Here is a 15,930-nt window from a genome sequence, read left to right on the forward strand (position 1 = left end):
GGTCTAGCCTTGCTCCAGCCAGCGCAGGATTTCCCCCCGGTTGCCATCCAGATCGGGGGCCGGGCCGCGTGTCGTCGGGTCGGGCGCATCGCTCATCTTGATCGGGTTTCCGGCGGCCTTGTAGGCTTGGCGACCATTCTTATCCAGCACGTCCACCACCATGTTGCGCGCGATGATCTGCGGGTCTTTCAACACTTGCGCCACGTCCTGAATAGGCCCGGTCGGGATGCCGGCGGCGGTCAGCCGCGAGATCCAGTAGGCGCGGGTGTTGTCCAGCGTCACCGCCTCGATCAACCGTTTCAGCAGGCGCGCGTGTTCGCAGCGCGCCGGGTTGGTGGCAAAACGCGGATCGTCCGAGATCGGCAGGTTGAGCGCGATGCACAGCTTTTCAAACAGCCGGTCGTTGCCTGCGGCGATCACAAACAGCCCGTCGCTGGCGTGGAACGTCTCGAACGGGGTGACCGACGGGTGACGCGCGCCGGACGGTCCTGGCGCCTTGCCGGTGACGGTGGTCAGGGCGACGGCGTGTTCAAGGATCGCCAACTGGCTGTCCAGCATCGACACATCGATCTTGCGACCGACTCCGCTGCGGTCACGGTCCAGCAGGGCGGCAAGGATGCCCTGGCTGAGGAACATGCCCGCCACGATATCGCCGATCGACGCGCCGACGCGCACCGGCTCGCGGTTCTTTTCGCCGGTGATCGACATCACGCCGCCGCGCGCCTGCACCACCATGTCATAGGCGGGGCGTTTCGAATCCGGTCCCGTGTGGCCAAAGCCCGACACGGCCCCGTAGACCAGCCGCGGAAAGGCGGCGTGCAGATCCTGCCAGCCATAGCCCAACCGCTCCATCACGCCGGGGCGGAAGTTTTCGACAATCACATCCGCCCGGCCCAACAGACGTTCAAAAATCGCCCGATCCTCATCGCCCTTGAGGTTCAGCGCGATGCTTTTCTTGCCGTGATTGAGCGCCGCGAAATAGGCGGACTTGCCGTCCTTGAAGGGCGGAAAGGTCCGGGTGTCGTCGCCGGTCCGGGGGGCCTCGACCTTGATGATCTGCGCGCCCATGTCGGACAGGGACATGGTGCAGAACGGCCCGGCCAGCACATGCGTCAGGTCGAGGATGACATATCCGGCAAGGGGGGCGGTCATGGGCGGGGTCCAGTTCTGAGTAACGTGAGGCCTCTGACCACACAATCGTGACAGGGCGGTAACGGCAAGGGGTCTGCATCGCGGTCCGCGCCGCTCCGCCGATGATGCGGGTCTGTCGGAGCGATCATGCGACGTTGTGCCGAAACAGAGGGCAGCCGTCTAGGGACGAGGCAATCCGTCGTGACAAACAAAGCCCGGCATGTTCACCAAAAGCTGCGCCGCAAGGATCGACGTGCTGCCTGTCGCGGCATAGTCGGGCGCGACCTCGACAAGGTCGATGCCGACAACGGGGGGCGTCCGGGTGACGAATTGCAGAAGCTCTAGGACCTCGTCGTGCGGAAATCCGCCGTGGCTGGGCGTGCCTGTTCCCGGCGCGCGCAAAGGACAGAAGGCGTCGATGTCGATGGTGACATAGACCGGCGCGCTCTTGGGGGCCCGCATCGAAAGGCACGCCAAGGATGGCGGCATCGGCGTTCAGCGTGGTTCAGTCCGGTTGGAAGGGCGCGTGGGCAAAGGTGCAGATCCCGGTAAAAGGCAGGTTCCGGCGGCCGCTGTCGGCCCGTGGCGCATTGCGCAATCTCCAAGGCTGGGCACAGCCTGTCCGGCGGACATCGCAGCGCCAAATGCGGCGCCATGTCAAGCAGGTTATTACCGTAAAAGTTGATTGATGGACTTTGTTTTCGCCCTTACGTTAGTTAACCTTGCGTCACTTGAAGCCTGCCATGGATTGAGAAGAGGAGACAGGGATGCGTGATTTCGGGGTTAAAGCGGGGTTACTGGCCATGCTGCCACTGGCGGCAGCGGCTCAGGACTATGGCGTGAACATGCCGGCAGACCCGGCACCGGGGGTCGTGTTCCCCACCGCCGAGGATGAGATCAATTCCTGGATCTACGCCGATCCGCAGAATGAGGCAGCGATTCACGCCCATGCCTGGGGCATCTGGGCGGGATTGACCAAGCCGGTCGACGGCGAGGGCGCGCTTGCCCGCGTGACCTATCAGACATGGCTGACCAAGGCGAATATCATCGCGGTCTTTACCGGCAAGGACCCGCAGGACAAGTTCCAGCTGGGCGAATCCTCTCAGATGTTCCGGCACGGGCTGGTGGATGGCTTTTTGGCCAACGCCGCCTCTGAAAAGAAGGACGGCACCGAACCGACGACCAATGCCGCCGGAATTCTTGTGAACACCGATGTACTGGAGAACGTGGCCTACAGCCCGCCGTCGGCGGCGTATCTGCTGGAAACCGGCACCGGCAAACCCGAGGTTCTGGACCGGCTGCTGGCGGATGGCGACAGGGTGCAGTTCCCCGACGATTCCGTGAACGTCAAACCGGTCTACAAGCTGATCACCAACGACCGGCTGACCGATTGGACCGATGCCGACGGCAGAACGCGCAAGCTCTACGCCTTTCCCGCATGGCCGGGCATTCCCGACCTCGCCAACTGGACCCCCGACATGAAAAAGGGCGGCTACCCCGAGACGCTCTGGCAGCAATGCGTTTACGTCGACATGGATCTGAAGGGGCCAACCACCTCGACCGGCGTGGACGTGAACTGCAAAAGTCCGGGTGAGGGCAATATCTATTCGGTCGATGACTTCATTGCCGTTGATCTGAAGAACGCGGGTGCGACCTTTGTCAACAACGCGACGGGCGAGACGCAAGAGATTGGCGGCGATGGCCCGGCGATTGCGCTGCTGGTGGCGATGCACGTCACCTCACGCGAGACGACGCAATGGACATGGCAGACCTTCTGGTGGGAGGCGGATGCCGCGCATCCCAACACCCCCTCCAGCGCAGCCATCGCCGCGGCGCGTCCCGATACGCTGACCACCCAGGCGGCGCATTACGCCATGGCCCCGGCCTATTCGATGCTGGTGCCCGCGCAGCCGCTGGTGGGTGGCAAAAACGTCGGCGCGCTGGTCACCGCCTTCAATCCCTATCTGGAGGCGGGGTTCGGCACGCCGGTCATCTCGATCATGGAGACGGTGCAGACGCCGGACGGCAAGGGCGCGTGGACAACCACGACCACCGACATGGGTATCCAGACCAACTGCATGACCTGCCACGGCCTTGCGGCCTGGGGTGGACGCGGGTCGAACTACGCGGCCAATTTCTATGTGCCGCGTGACTTCTGGGTGTTCGACACGGCGCTGGATGTTGATTTCGCCTGGTCGGTTGAGGCAATCGGGGATGCGATCAAGGCGATGGATGAGAAGAAAGACTGACCTTTTGCGGCTTTGAAACAGGAACAGGCGCTTGCGGGCGCCTGTTTTGCGTTTGGACCTGCGGATCGTGGGTTGTCGAGGCACGGTTTCCAACGCACTCTGCCCGCTGTCAGGTGCCCCGCCACGGGGAGAATCGGGAAGCTGGTGAAACTCCAGCGCGGGCCCGCCGCTGTAACGGGGACGAAACGGACTTGTGCCACTGGGGTTCTCCGGGAAGGTGTGCGTTTCGGCAGATCCCAAGCCAGAAGACCGGCCTGACGACATGGATCGACGCCTGGACCGCGTCTGATCGCTGTCACTTGCGAGGCCATCCATGACCCAACCCGCCATCGCGCCCGAAAGGGCGCGCCAGTTCACCCCGACCGAGCGTCGGGCGCTGTATGATGTCATCAATGCGCGCCGGGACGTGCGCAATGAATTCCTGCCCGACCCGGTGGCCCCCGACATGTTGCGCCGGGTGCTGGAGGCCGCCCATGCCGCGCCCTCTGTCGGGTTCATGCAGCCGTGGAATTTCATCCTGATCCGCGATGCCGCGCGGCGACAGGCGGTGCACCGGGCCTTTGAGGCGGCCAATGCCGAGGCGCAGGCGATGTTTCAGGGCGAAAAGCGCGCCCAATACGCCGCGTTGAAGCTGGAGGGCATCCTGAAAGCCCCGCTGAACATCGCTGTCACCTGCGACCGCGCGCGCGGCGGAAAGGTGGTTCTGGGGCGCACCCACAACCGGGACATGGACCTGTATTCAACGGTTTGCGCGGTGCAGAACCTCTGGCTGGCGGCGCGGGCCGAGGGGCTGGGCGTTGGCTGGGTCAGCATCTTTCGACAAGAGGATATGCGCGGCCTTCTGGATCTGCCGGAAACGGTCGAAGTGGTGGCCTATCTATGTGTCGGACACATCGAAGAGGCCTTTGGCCAGCCGGAATTGCAGGCGCGCGGATGGCGTCGGCGGCTGGCACTGGACAGTCTGATCATGGAGGACCGCTGGCGTGGCGAGGGCCCTGAAACGGACGTGAGGTAACGTGGTGCGCCGCGCGGGCTTTCCTTTCCCCGTCGCCCATGCGATAGGGACGCGCCAACCGATCCCTCCCAAGGAGTGCCCCCATGGAGATTCGCGAGGCTCTGACCTTCGATGACGTTCTGCTTGTTCCCGCGGCCTCAAGCGTGTTGCCGTCCACCGCTGACACGCGCACGCAGGTCACCAAATCCATCGCCCTCAATATCCCGCTGCTGAGTTCCGCAATGGACACGGTCACCGAAAGCCGCATGGCCATCACCATGGCACAGGCGGGCGGCATGGGGGTGATCCACAAAAACCTTGGCATCGAGGTACAGGCCCGCGAAGTGCGCCGGGTCAAACGCTTTGAAAGCGGCATCGTCTACAACCCGGTGACCCTGCGCCCCAACCAGACGTTGGGCGACGCGCGAATGCTGACAGAACGGTACGGCTTTACCGGCTTTCCGGTGATCGACGAAAATCACCGAGTTGTGGGCATCGTCACCAATCGCGACATGCGCTTTGCCGAAAATGACGCGACCACTGTTCAGGCAATGATGACCCGCGACAACCTTGCCATTCTGACCGAACCCGCTGACCGACAGGAAGCCATCAACCTGATGAAGGCGCGGCGCATCGAAAAGCTGTTGGTGACGGATGCGACGGGCAAGCTGACCGGGTTGCTGACCCTGAAAGACACCGAACAGGCGGTGCTGAACCCGACGGCCTGCAAGGACGGGCTGGGGCGGCTGCGGGTGGCGGCGGCAACCGGCGTCGGTGACAGCGGGTACGAACGGTCTCAGGCGCTGGTGGATGCGCAGGTGGACATCATCGTGGTGGACACGGCGCATGGCCATTCGGCGGGCGTGCTGGAAGCTGTCGAACGTGCCAAACTGTTGTCAAATCAGGTGCAGGTGATTGCGGGCAACGTCGCCACCGCCGAGGCGGCCAAGGCGCTGATCGGCGCGGGGGCCGACGCGATCAAGGTGGGGATTGGTCCGGGGTCGATCTGCACCACGCGGATGGTCGCGGGGGTCGGCGTGCCGCAACTGACTGCGATCATGGATTGCGCGCGCGCGGCGGGCGACGTGCCGGTGATCGCCGACGGCGGCATCAAGTTTTCGGGCGACTTCGCCAAGGCCATTGCCGCGGGGGCTAGCTGTGCCATGGTTGGCAGCATGATCGCGGGCACCGATGAAAGTCCGGGTGAGGTGATCCTGTATCAGGGCCGCAGCTACAAGGCCTATCGCGGGATGGGGTCGCTGGGGGCCATGGCGCGCGGATCGGCCGACCGGTATTTCCAGAAGGATGCCGCCAGTGACAAACTGGTGCCCGAAGGGATCGAGGGGCAGGTGCCCTACAAAGGTCCGGCGGGCACGGTGATCCACCAGCTGGTGGGCGGCCTGCGGGCGGCGATGGGCTACACTGGCTGCGCCACGGTCGAAGAGATGCGCCGCAATTGCAATTTTGTGCGGATCACCGGCGCGGGATTGAAGGAAAGCCACGTCCACGACGTGGAAATCACGCGGGAATCGCCGAACTACCGGATCGGGTGATCAGGGACGGCGATGGAGCGGGCTGCATGGGTTGGGGACGGGACTCGGGCCCGTGCCGGTCCCATCGCCCGCCCACCAACCCTTTATTCGGCTCCGGTTGGCAGGGCGCGCCCTTGGCGCGTTCGACGCTTCGGGATTCACCCGCGAACACGCCCGTGCCTGTTCCCCGAAGCCATCCCTCGCCTGATGATGCCTGAGACAACCGGCACCGCCCCGCAAGGGCAAGCCGCGCGATGCGCGGTGCTGCGCACCCTTGCAGGCCGGAGCCAGTCGCCTCTTTTCGGCATCAGCGAGGGATGGCTCCGGGGAACAGACACTTGGGGAGCGGTCTGCGCCGGTGGGGCAGGACAGGCCTGTGTGCCGTTGACAGGCGGGATTAGACCTGGGTCTCAACCTGCTGATTTATTGCAGGATTCAACTGGTTCAGGCGGGTCACTCTTGGTGGATGCCATCGGCGGTAAAGGCGCCGCCCTGATAGACCACATCCGGCGCATCGGCCGGAAACTTGGCTTCCGATTGGTCCAGTTTGCCGCGATAGGCCTCGGAGTTGTCCTGAGGACGCCAGCCCAGCCAGGCAACCTTGGTATTGTCCCACCAGACGCTGTCATTGTCGGAGACCCCGTAGATCACCGGGCACCCCAGATGGGGCACGTCGAAAACCCGTTCGATCAATGAGACAAAATCGCCGTAGGACATCCATGAGGACAGCATCCGGTGCGATTTCGGCTCATCGAAAGAAGAGCCGATCCGCACCACCGCCGTTTCTTGTCCGAACTTGTTCCAATAGGCCGATGCCATCATCTCGCCAAAGACCTTGGAGACACCGTATAGCCCGTCGGGCTGCGGGTAGACCGTATTGTCGATAACCTGATCCTGCCGGTAAAACCCGATGGCGTGGTTGGACGAGGCAAAGACGATGCGCGGCTTGCCGTGTTTGCGGGCCGCTTCGTACAGGTTGTAGACCCCGTCGATATTGGCGTTGCGGATCACCTCCCATGTGCCTTCGATAGATTTTCCGCCGAAATGCACAATGCCGTCACAGCCTTCGACCAATGCCTCGACCGCGGCCTTGTCGCCAAGATCGCAGGGCACGATTTCCTCATGCGGGGCGGCGTCGCCCATGTCCGCGACGTCCGACAGCCGGATCTTGTCCGCCAGATGGGTGAGGCGCGAGCGCAGGGCATGGCCCAGTCCGCCGGCGGCTCCGGTGATCAGGAGGCGGTTCAGCTTGGAGGTCGGGTGCATGGGAAATCCTTTGTGTCTGGTCCGTCAGTTGGCAATGCGGGTTTGGAGAAGGCCCTGCGTACCAAAGTCTGTGATGGCATTGAACCCGTTGGCCTGCGGCTGGTCGGTGCGGGGCGCGCGGCCTTTGCCGGGGTGGTCACGTGGTATGCCGGGAACATCGTAGCAATCGCAGGTGTTGCCGGGCTTGCGGACGTCGTCGGTGACATACATGCCCGGCCCGTGCTTGCACGGTGCAAGGCCGCCCAAAAAACTGTGCCCGCAAGGCCGCAGGTGCCCCCGCGCCGAAAGCGCATTGGCTGTCGACGCGACAGTCTATCGAAATGCCCACGACCCTCTCCCGGCTTTTCGCTCCGCGGCGACCCTAGCCGCTTTCGTTGCTCAGCGCCAAGGGCCAAGCGTTGGCTCTCGTCAAATTGGGTGGGCTGGGCTAGGCAGGTCAGATCTTGCCGCACCGGAGACCCGCCCATGACCCCTGCCGCCCGTGTTCAGGCCGCTATCGAATTGATCGACCAGATTGCCGCTGGCCGTCCGGCGGAAAAGGTGCTGACCACATGGGGCAGGACGTCGCGTTACGCCGGGTCCAAAGACCGGGCGGCGGTGCGCGACCTTGTGTTTGACGCGCTGCGCTGCTGGCGGTCCGCGGCTGTGTTGGGCGGGGGCGAAAGCGGCCGGTCGCGCATGTTGGGGGTGATACGGCAGCGCGGCGAAGACCCCGAAACGATCTTTTCCGGGCAGGGGCATGCTCCGGCAGAATTGAGCGACGCGGAACGAGATGCAGGACGCGCGCCCGACGGAGACGCGGCGTTGGACCTGCCCGATTGGCTGGCGGCGCGGTTTCGCGACAGTCTGGGGGCCGCGACCGAGGCGACAGCGCAGGCGCTGCGCGCGCGGGCCGAGGTGTTCCTGCGGGTCAACAGCCTGCGGGGCACCGTTGATCAAGCCGTCGCTCAGTTGGCCCAAGACGGGATCACGGCAGAGCCTCATCCGTTGTCACCGACCGCCTTGCGGGTGACGGAAGGCGCGCGCGCCATTGCCCGCAGCGATGCCTATCTGTCGGGGGCTGTGGAATTGCAGGACGCGGCCAGTCAGGCGGTGGTGGACCTGCTGCCGCTTGGCTCCGGGTCTTCGGTTCTGGACTATTGCGCCGGTGGTGGCGGCAAGGCGCTGGCGATGGCGGCGCGGCTCGGCGGCGGCCGGGTCGATGCCCATGACGCGGCCCCACGGCGCATGGCGGACCTGCCCGCCCGTGCCCAGCGTGCCGGGGCAAACGTTCGGATCGTTTCAGAGCCACGGGGGGCGTATGATCTGGTGTTCTGCGACGTGCCCTGTTCCGGCAGCGGGGCGTGGCGCCGCGCGCCCGAAGGCAAGTGGCGGCTGACCGCGCCGCAGTTGGCGGATCTTTGCGTCACGCAGGCCGGGATACTGGACCGGGCCGCGCGGCTGGTTGCGCCGGGTGGATGCCTGTCCTACGCCACATGTTCGGTGCTGGCAGAGGAAAACGCCGACCAGATCCGGCGCTTTCTGGAACGCTCACCCGATTGGCGTCTGGAGGTCGCGCGCCAGTTTCTGCCGTCCGACGGCGGCGACGGGTTTTTTGTAGCGGTTCTGCGATCGTAACCCGTCTTGCACTCACAACTTTGACGAGAAATCCTTGGACGGTTAACGTGCTCTTAACGGACTTGGTGAGCATACTCAGAGGCAACGATTCGTGATTTCGGGGGATGGCGTGGAGGCGACAATCGATATTGCGCGCAAGCGTCAGGGCGGAATGTCACCCATATTGGGGGCATCGGCGCTAGTCGTGCTTGCCAGCCTGTCCCTCCTTGTGTCGCAATTCGCCACGGTCCGCACCGTGGAGGTGGTGGCGCTGGCCGCAACCGGGGCGTTCGGGTGTCTGGCTCTGGTCTGGCTGGTGGTTGATCGGATCACCGGCGGTCGACAGCATCGGCGCATCGCGCAATTGGCCGATTTTATCGAGACGGAGCCGGCGTTTTGCTTTCTCACCGATGGTGACGGGGTGGTCTTGTGCACCAACCGGGCCGCGCGTGACCGGTTTGTCGGCAAGAACGAAAGCCGTCTCTCGGCAATGTTGCGGGATGTGTTCGCCAGTTCCGAAGGCATTGTTTACCGGATGCAACAAAAGGCGCTTCGGGACGGGGCGGCGGTGGAGGATGTGACCAGCCATTCGGAAGGCTATCGCATCTATGTCCGGGCGTTCCATGCCGACCTCATGCTCTGGCGGCTGGAGAATGAGTCGCAGCGTGCAGGGGGGCGGACGCGGGCCGATCTGGCGGTGATTTCTCTGGGGCGCAACGGCGCGGTGCTCTACATGAACCCGGTGGCGCGCCAACTGGTGGGACAGCGGGTGAAACGGCTTGACGATATCTTTGCCGATCTGCCCCTGCGTTCCGATGGCGTGCATTGCCTCAAAGGCAGCCATGCCGGACAAAGCGTGCTGGTCCACAGCGCCGATATCGGTGGCGGGCGGCAGGAACTTGTCCTGTCTCCGATCGCCGAAGATGCGGGCCGACAGGACATCATGGGCAGTTTTGACGGGCTTCCGGTGCCGCTTCTCAAGGTTGCGCCGGACGGGGAAGTGGTCCGCGCAAATCCCGAGGCGCGAAGATTGTTGAACCTGGGTCAAGGCAATCCGGGGCATGTGGCCGAACACATGGAGGGGTTGGGCCGCGCCATCAAGGACTGGTTGCAGGAGGCCGCGGACGGTCGTGGTTTGCACCGGTCGGAATTTCTGCGCTTGACCCGCGCGGATCGGGAGGTTTTTGTTCAGGTCACGCTCAACCGTGTGATCGAAGAGGGCGAAACCGCGCTGATCGCCGTTCTGAACGATGCCACCGAACTCAAGACCCTAGAGGCGCAATTTGTCCAAAGCCAGAAAATGCAGGCCATCGGTCAGCTTGCCGGTGGCGTTGCGCATGATTTCAACAACTTGCTGACTGCGATTTCCGGGCATTGCGATCTGCTGCTGCTGCGTCACGATCAGGGCGATCCGGACTATGGCGACCTTGTGCAGATCAATCAGAACGCCAACCGCGCGGCGGCTCTGGTTGGGCAGCTTCTGGCATTTTCGCGCAAGCAGACGATGCAGCCAGAGATCATGGATCTGCGCGACACGCTGTCCGATCTAGCGCATCTGCTCAATCGTCTTGTCGGCGAAAAGGTGCGTTTGACGCTCAAACATGACCCCGTCTTGCCACCGGTCCGCGGCGATCGTCGCCAGCTGGAACAGGTCATGATGAACCTTGTCGTCAATGCGCGTGACGCCATGCCTGATGGCGGCGAAATCGTCGTCGAGACCGAGTCGCGCACCCTGAACGACCCGATGACCCGCGACCGCGCGGTTGTGGCTCCGGGCACCTATGTCTCCGTTCGGGTCACCGATGAGGGCATCGGTATCCCGCAGGACAAGCTGCAAAAGGTATTCGAACCGTTCTTTACCACCAAACGGACCGGCGAAGGCACCGGGCTGGGGTTGTCGACCGTCTATGGCATCGTCAAGCAGACCGGCGGTTTCATCTTTGTCGACAGCGTGGTCGGACAGGGCACCTGTTTTACCCTGTTGTTCCCGGCTTATGAAACGCCACGACAGGTAGCGCCGGTGGCCGTCCAGAAGGATGAGCGCAAGCTGCCGGAACAGGGCTCTGGTGTCGTTCTGCTGGTCGAGGACGAGGCCCCGGTCCGCGCGTTTGCCGCCCGTGCGTTGCGGCTGCGGGGCTACACCGTGATCGAGGCCGAAACCGCCGAGGATGCGCTGAGTACCCTCGATGATGAGGATCTGGCCGTCGATATCTTTGTGACCGATGTGGTGATGCCCGGAATGGACGGGCCGACATGGGTGCGCAAGGCGCGGGAGCGGCGGCCGGATACCCGTGTGGTATTCGTTTCCGGTTATGCCGAGGATGCCTTTGGCGAAGGAAGCGAGGAAATCCCGAATTCGGTGTTCCTGCCCAAGCCGTTTTCGCTGTCGGATCTGACCGAAACCGTGCATCGCCAGTTGAACTGACGGGCCGATGGCCGTTTCTTGACCTTGCGGTGCCGTCCGGGTCGCGCCTCGAACTCCGACAGGCAGCGTCAGCGCGCGCTTTCCCAGATTTCGAAGTCCGCCGCGCATTTTCGTCGCAGCTTCGCTTCGGTCTCGGCGGACAAGGTCACATCCCGGCTGGGGGATACATTTTCCCGCGGCAGGTCGATCCGGGTCTGCAACCGGTCTTCCAGAAAACCGATCAATCCAGCCTGATTTTCGTATTTGAACAGATGTGACACCGCCACGCCATTTGGCCGCGGCTCAACGAATTTCGCCTGACTGCCGACATTTGCATAGGCGGGACGATCTCCCTGAGCATAAGAGTCGCAGAACATGTCGAATGTCACACCCCGTGTCGACGTTGGTTTGCCTTCGAGAAACCCGCGTTGGCGATACCGATACCAAGACCCCAGCCAATCGACGGGTTCACGGATGACCGCCAGCAAGTCCATCTCTCCACCGACTTTTTCGAACATTGGCCGAAAAAAACGATTGTAGCGGTAAACGGGCGCATGTTTCAGTTCCGGCGGTTCGGATACGGCCATCGAAGCCACCGGCGCCAGCGCGCGCGCATAGGCCGATGTGCCCGTCTTGGGCACCGCCAACATCACAAGACGCGCTTTCCAGAACACCAGCATTCAATTTGTTCCTGTTTCGTAAACCTTGCTTTAACCCTCTCTCAGCACAGTGGGAAAGGAAAGATTTGACTTGAAATGTTCACTCTTTGGTCTCATAGGGTTGGGAACAAGAGGTGAACGAAAGCAGCGATTGCCGCGCTCCACGGCATATGGAATAAGGATCGAAACGCATGGCAACGGCAGATCTTCTGAGCATGGATACCAAGAAAAAAGCGGAAAAGCAGAAGGCCCTGGACAGCGCGCTGGCCCAGATCGAACGTCAGTTCGGCAAGGGCTCGATCATGAAGCTTGGGGGCGAGAACGCCATCAAGGATATCGAGTCGACCTCGACCGGCTCTCTGGGGCTTGATATCGCGCTGGGAATCGGCGGTTTGCCCAAAGGGCGGATCATTGAGATTTACGGCCCGGAAAGCTCGGGCAAGACAACGCTGACCCTGCATGTGGTGGCGGAAGAGCAGAAGAAAGGCGGCGTCTGCGCCTTTGTCGACGCAGAACATGCACTCGACCCGCAATATGCGAAAAAACTGGGCGTCGATCTGGACGAATTGTTGATCTCCCAGCCCGATACCGGTGAGCAAGCCCTTGAAATCGTGGACACACTGGTGCGCTCCGGCGCGGTCAGTCTTGTGGTTGTCGACTCGGTCGCGGCGCTGACGCCGAAATCCGAACTCGAAGGCGACATGGGGGACTCGAACGTCGGCGTGCAGGCCCGTCTGATGAGTCAGGCCATGCGCAAGCTGACCGGGTCGATCAGCCGGTCGAACTGCATGGTGATCTTCATCAACCAGATCCGGATGAAAATCGGCGTCATGTTCGGCTCTCCCGAAACGACCACCGGCGGCAACGCGCTGAAGTTCTACTCCTCGGTCCGTCTGGATATTCGCCGCATCGGTGCGATCAAGGACCGCGATGAGGTGGTGGGCAACCAGACCCGCGTCAAGGTGGTCAAGAACAAGGTCGCTCCGCCGTTCAAACAGGTGGAATTCGACATCATGTATGGCGAAGGCATCTCGAAGATGGGCGAGCTGATCGACCTTGGCGTCAAAGCCGGCGTGGTCGAGAAATCCGGGGCCTGGTACAGTTACGGCGATGAACGGATCGGGCAGGGGCGTGAGAACGTCAAGACCTACCTGCGTGAAAACAAACGCGTCGCGCTTGAGATCGAGGACAAGATCCGCGCGGCGCATGGGCTGGAATTCGACATGCCCGAAGACGATCCGGAACTGACCGAGGACTGATCTCTATCTCGATCGGAACAGAGAGGGCGCCACACCGGGCGCCCTTTCTCTTGATCACCCGACAGTCCCGGACGGACCCACACCGGGTCAAGGGGCGGTGGACACCGCCGGATGGCGCGGATACATCTTCGCCGATCACTCGCCCGCGAAGAGGCCCGACATGGCAAGCCTGAACGACATCCGCTCTACCTTTCTGACGTATTTTGAGAAGCAGGGGCATGAGGTTGTGGCCTCCAGCCCGCTGGTGCCGCGCAACGACCCGACGCTGATGTTTGTCAACTCGGGCATGGTGCAGTTCAAGAACCTCTTCACCGGGGTCGAAAAGCGCGATTACAACCGCGCCACCACCTCGCAGAAATGCGTGCGCGCCGGCGGCAAGCACAATGACCTCGACAACGTGGGTTATACTGCGCGCCACCACACCTTTTTTGAGATGCTTGGGAACTTCTCTTTCGGCGATTATTTCAAGACGGATGCCATTCCATTCGCCTGGGAATTGATCACGAAGGAATTCGGCATTGATCCCAAGCGTCTGCTGACCACGGTCTATCACACCGACGACGAGGCGTTCGAGATCTGGAAAAAGGTCGGCGTGCCCGAGGATCGGATCATCCGCATCGCCACCTCTGACAACTTCTGGCAGATGGGGCCGACCGGCCCCTGCGGGCCTTGCACGGAAATCTTCTACGATCATGGCGATCATATCTGGGGCGGACCTCCGGGCAGCCCGGATGAAGATGGCGATCGGTTCATCGAGATCTGGAACGTCGTCTTCATGCAGAACGAGCAGTTTGAGGACGGCTCGATGAAGGCACTGGACATGCAGTCGATCGACACCGGCATGGGGTTGGAGCGGATCGGCGCGCTGTTGCAGGGCAAACACGACAACTATGACACCGACCTGATGCGCAGCCTGATCGAGGCGAGCGCGGATGCGGCCAACGTCGATCCGGACGGGCCGGGCAAGATGCATCACCGCGTCATTGCCGACCACCTGCGGTCGACATCCTTTCTGATCGCCGATGGCGTGATGCCGTCCAATGACGGTCGCGGCTATGTGCTGCGTCGGATCATGCGGCGCGCCATGCGCCACGCGCACCTGTTGGGGGCGCAAGACCCGATGATGTACCGCCTTGTCCCGGCGTTGGTGCGCCAGATGGGGCAGGCTTATCCCGAACTGGGCCGTGCGCAGGCGCTGATCGAGGAAACGCTGAGATCGGAAGAGACCCGGTTCAAGGCGACGCTGGACCGTGGGCTCAAGCTGTTGGACGACGAATTGGCGGGGCTGGACGAAGACGCGCCGCTGCCGGGGGCTGCGGCCTTCAAGCTGTATGACACCTTTGGGTTTCCGCTGGACCTGACGCAGGACGCCTTGCGTGAGAAGAACCGGACCGTGGATGTCGACGGCTTCGATACTGCCATGCAGGAACAGAAAGCACGGGCGCGCGCCGCATGGAGCGGGTCGGGTGAGGCGGCGGATGCCACCGTCTGGTTCGACATTGCCGATTCCCATGGTGCGACTGATTTCCTTGGCTACGACACCGAAACCGCCGAGGGCCAGGTTCTTGCGCTGGTGGTGGACGGCAAGGCGGTCTCGAAACTGGATGCGGGCCAAAGCGGTTGGGTCGTGTTGAACCAGACGCCGTTCTATGGCGAGTCCGGCGGTCAGGTCGGCGACACCGGCTGGCTGCGCCGGTTGGAAAACGAAGATGAGGGCGCGACGGTCACCGACACGCAAAAGATGGCGGGTGGCAAGATCACGGCGCATCATGTGACGGTGGACCGGGGCGCGCTGACCAAAGGCGATGCGCTACAGCTTGAGGTCGATCATGCGCGCCGGTCGGCGATCCGCGCCAACCACTCGGCCACGCACCTGCTGCACGAGGCGCTGCGCGAGGCGCTCGGCGATCACGTCGCACAGCGCGGCTCGCTCAACGCACCGGACCGCCTGCGCTTCGATTTCAGCCACAACAAGGCGTTGAGCGCTGCGGAATTGCAGGCGGTGGAGCGCGATGTAAACGCCTTTATCCGTCAGAACGCCGCTGTCAGCACACGGATCATGACGCCGGACGATGCGCGAGAGATCGGCGCGCAAGCGCTGTTCGGTGAGAAATACGGCGATGAGGTCCGCGTGGTGTCGATGGGCATCCAAAACGGCTCTGGCAAGGGCGCGGAGGGGCAGACCTATTCGATCGAACTGTGTGGCGGCACCCATGTCAGCCAGACCGGCGATATCGGTTTGTTTGTCACGCTGGGCGACAGCGCGTCGAGCGCAGGCGTGCGCCGGATCGAGGCGCTGACAGGTGCTGCGGCCTTGGATTACCTCACGGAGCAGGATCACCGTCTGGCCGAAGTGGCCGGTGCGCTGAAGGCGAGCACGGCGGATGTTCCTGCACGGGTCAAGGCCTTGCTGGACGACCGAAAAAAGCTCGAATCCGAAGTGGCACAACTGCGGCGCGAGCTGGCCATGGCCGGTGGTGCCGGGCAGGGTGGTGGCGCAGAAGTGCGTGAAATCAATGGTGTAAAGCTTGTTTCTCAGGTGCTGAACGGGGTGACGGGCAAAGACCTGCCGCCGCTCATCGACGAGCACAAGGGCCGGATCGGCTCAGGCGCGGTTCTGCTGATCGCCGATGCGGGCGGCAAGGCGGCGGTGGCTGCGGGCGTGACCGATGACCTGAAAGGCAGGCTGTCGGCGGTAGATATCGTCAAGGCCGCTGTGGCCGAATTGGGCGGCAAGGGCGGCGGTGGCCGTCCCGACATGGCGCAGGGCGGTGGTGCCAGCGCCGACAACGCCGATGCTGCAATCAAGGCGGCAGAAGCCGTAATTGGAGGAAAATGAG

General features: G+C 62.9%; 11 protein-coding genes, 1 pseudogene and 1 riboswitch. Of the genes and pseudogenes, 7 read left to right on the top strand and 5 right to left on the bottom strand.

The genetic code is table 11. The annotated features are described in order from the left end of the window. Window positions 1-3: 3 nt before the first annotated feature. Together ACN0S5_RS01675 and ACN0S5_RS01680 are read right to left on the bottom strand one after the other, a co-directional pair. On the bottom strand, window positions 4-1,152 hold the full coding sequence (locus ACN0S5_RS01675) for a CaiB/BaiF CoA transferase family protein (protein ID WP_417205345.1): 1,149 nt from the start codon (window positions 1,150-1,152) through the stop codon (window positions 4-6). Window positions 1,153-1,311: 159 nt separating this feature from the next. Next, window positions 1,312-1,584: pseudogene (locus ACN0S5_RS01680) on the bottom strand (arginase family protein); the annotation flags it as partial. 314 nt (window positions 1,585-1,898) lie between these two features. Here ACN0S5_RS01680 and ACN0S5_RS01685 point away from each other — a divergent pair. The 3 genes from ACN0S5_RS01685 (at window position 1,899) to guaB (ending at window position 5,927) form a co-directional block, all read left to right on the top strand. Continuing rightward, on the top strand, window positions 1,899-3,380 hold the full coding sequence (locus tag ACN0S5_RS01685) for a hypothetical protein (protein ID WP_417205346.1): 1,482 nt from the start codon (window positions 1,899-1,901) through the stop codon (window positions 3,378-3,380). Window positions 3,381-3,474: 94 nt separating this feature from the next. Beyond that, window positions 3,475-3,653: riboswitch (cobalamin riboswitch) on the top strand. A 40-nt stretch (window positions 3,654-3,693) separates the two neighbouring features. Continuing rightward, window positions 3,694-4,395: a 5,6-dimethylbenzimidazole synthase gene (gene bluB, locus ACN0S5_RS01690; RefSeq protein ID WP_417205347.1), complete on the top strand. Its 702-nt coding sequence runs from the start codon at window positions 3,694-3,696 to the stop codon at window positions 4,393-4,395. An 83-nt stretch (window positions 4,396-4,478) separates the two neighbouring features. Next, a complete protein-coding gene (gene guaB, locus ACN0S5_RS01695; protein WP_417205348.1) occupies window positions 4,479-5,927 on the top strand; it encodes an IMP dehydrogenase in 1,449 nt (482 codons plus the stop codon). A 432-nt stretch (window positions 5,928-6,359) separates the two neighbouring features. Here guaB and ACN0S5_RS01700 read toward each other — a convergent pair whose 3' ends face one another. Both ACN0S5_RS01700 and ACN0S5_RS01705 read right to left on the bottom strand, forming a co-directional pair. Further along, window positions 6,360-7,172, bottom strand: coding sequence for an NAD-dependent epimerase/dehydratase family protein (locus tag ACN0S5_RS01700; RefSeq protein WP_417205349.1), 813 nt, complete (start codon window positions 7,170-7,172; stop codon window positions 6,360-6,362). A gap of 24 nt (window positions 7,173-7,196) precedes the next feature. Then, complete coding sequence (locus ACN0S5_RS01705; protein WP_417205350.1) at window positions 7,197-7,382, bottom strand: hypothetical protein; 186 nt, start codon at window positions 7,380-7,382, stop codon at window positions 7,197-7,199. A gap of 255 nt (window positions 7,383-7,637) precedes the next feature. Between ACN0S5_RS01705 and ACN0S5_RS01710 the strand changes: the two genes are divergently transcribed. Further along, complete coding sequence (locus tag ACN0S5_RS01710; RefSeq protein WP_417205351.1) at window positions 7,638-8,789, top strand: RsmB/NOP family class I SAM-dependent RNA methyltransferase; 1,152 nt, start codon at window positions 7,638-7,640, stop codon at window positions 8,787-8,789. Between the two features lie 151 nt (window positions 8,790-8,940). Then, window positions 8,941-11,193, top strand: a complete 2,253-nt coding sequence (locus ACN0S5_RS01715) for an ATP-binding protein (RefSeq protein ID WP_417205353.1) — start codon at window positions 8,941-8,943, stop codon at window positions 11,191-11,193. A 68-nt stretch (window positions 11,194-11,261) separates the two neighbouring features. Here the strand turns inward: ACN0S5_RS01715 and ACN0S5_RS01720 are convergent, their stop codons facing one another. Continuing rightward, entirely contained in the window at window positions 11,262-11,852 is a 591-nt protein-coding gene (locus ACN0S5_RS01720) for a gamma-glutamyl kinase (RefSeq protein WP_417205354.1), read from the bottom strand. Between the two features lie 170 nt (window positions 11,853-12,022). Here ACN0S5_RS01720 and recA point away from each other — a divergent pair, with 170 nt between their 5' ends. Beyond that, on the top strand, window positions 12,023-13,090 hold the full coding sequence (gene recA, locus ACN0S5_RS01725; RefSeq protein WP_417205356.1) for a recombinase RecA: 1,068 nt from the start codon (window positions 12,023-12,025) through the stop codon (window positions 13,088-13,090). Window positions 13,091-13,250: 160 nt separating this feature from the next. Then, window positions 13,251-15,929, top strand: coding sequence for an alanine--tRNA ligase (gene alaS / locus ACN0S5_RS01730; protein WP_417205358.1), 2,679 nt, complete (start codon window positions 13,251-13,253; stop codon window positions 15,927-15,929). Window position 15,930 lies beyond the last annotated feature (1 nt).

The organism is Antarctobacter sp., assembly GCF_048262615.1.
GTDB lineage: Bacteria > Pseudomonadota > Alphaproteobacteria > Rhodobacterales > Rhodobacteraceae > Antarctobacter.

Excerpts from the sequence above, each read along its gene's own strand:
- ACN0S5_RS01675 (WP_417205345.1), bottom strand. The coding sequence starts at position 1,152 with ATGACCGCCCCCCTTGCCGGATATGTCATCCTCGACCTGACGCATGTG.
- ACN0S5_RS01685 (WP_417205346.1), top strand. The coding sequence starts at position 1,899 with ATGCGTGATTTCGGGGTTAAAGCGGGGTTACTGGCCATGCTGCCACTG.
- bluB (WP_417205347.1), top strand. The coding sequence starts at position 3,694 with ATGACCCAACCCGCCATCGCGCCCGAAAGGGCGCGCCAGTTCACCCCG.
- guaB (WP_417205348.1), top strand. The coding sequence starts at position 4,479 with ATGGAGATTCGCGAGGCTCTGACCTTCGATGACGTTCTGCTTGTTCCC.
- ACN0S5_RS01700 (WP_417205349.1), bottom strand. The coding sequence starts at position 7,172 with ATGCACCCGACCTCCAAGCTGAACCGCCTCCTGATCACCGGAGCCGCC.
- ACN0S5_RS01705 (WP_417205350.1), bottom strand. The coding sequence starts at position 7,382 with ATGTATGTCACCGACGACGTCCGCAAGCCCGGCAACACCTGCGATTGC.
- ACN0S5_RS01710 (WP_417205351.1), top strand. The coding sequence starts at position 7,638 with ATGACCCCTGCCGCCCGTGTTCAGGCCGCTATCGAATTGATCGACCAG.
- ACN0S5_RS01715 (WP_417205353.1), top strand. The coding sequence starts at position 8,941 with ATGTCACCCATATTGGGGGCATCGGCGCTAGTCGTGCTTGCCAGCCTG.
- ACN0S5_RS01720 (WP_417205354.1), bottom strand. The coding sequence starts at position 11,852 with ATGCTGGTGTTCTGGAAAGCGCGTCTTGTGATGTTGGCGGTGCCCAAG.
- recA (WP_417205356.1), top strand. The coding sequence starts at position 12,023 with ATGGCAACGGCAGATCTTCTGAGCATGGATACCAAGAAAAAAGCGGAA.
- alaS (WP_417205358.1), top strand. The coding sequence starts at position 13,251 with ATGGCAAGCCTGAACGACATCCGCTCTACCTTTCTGACGTATTTTGAG.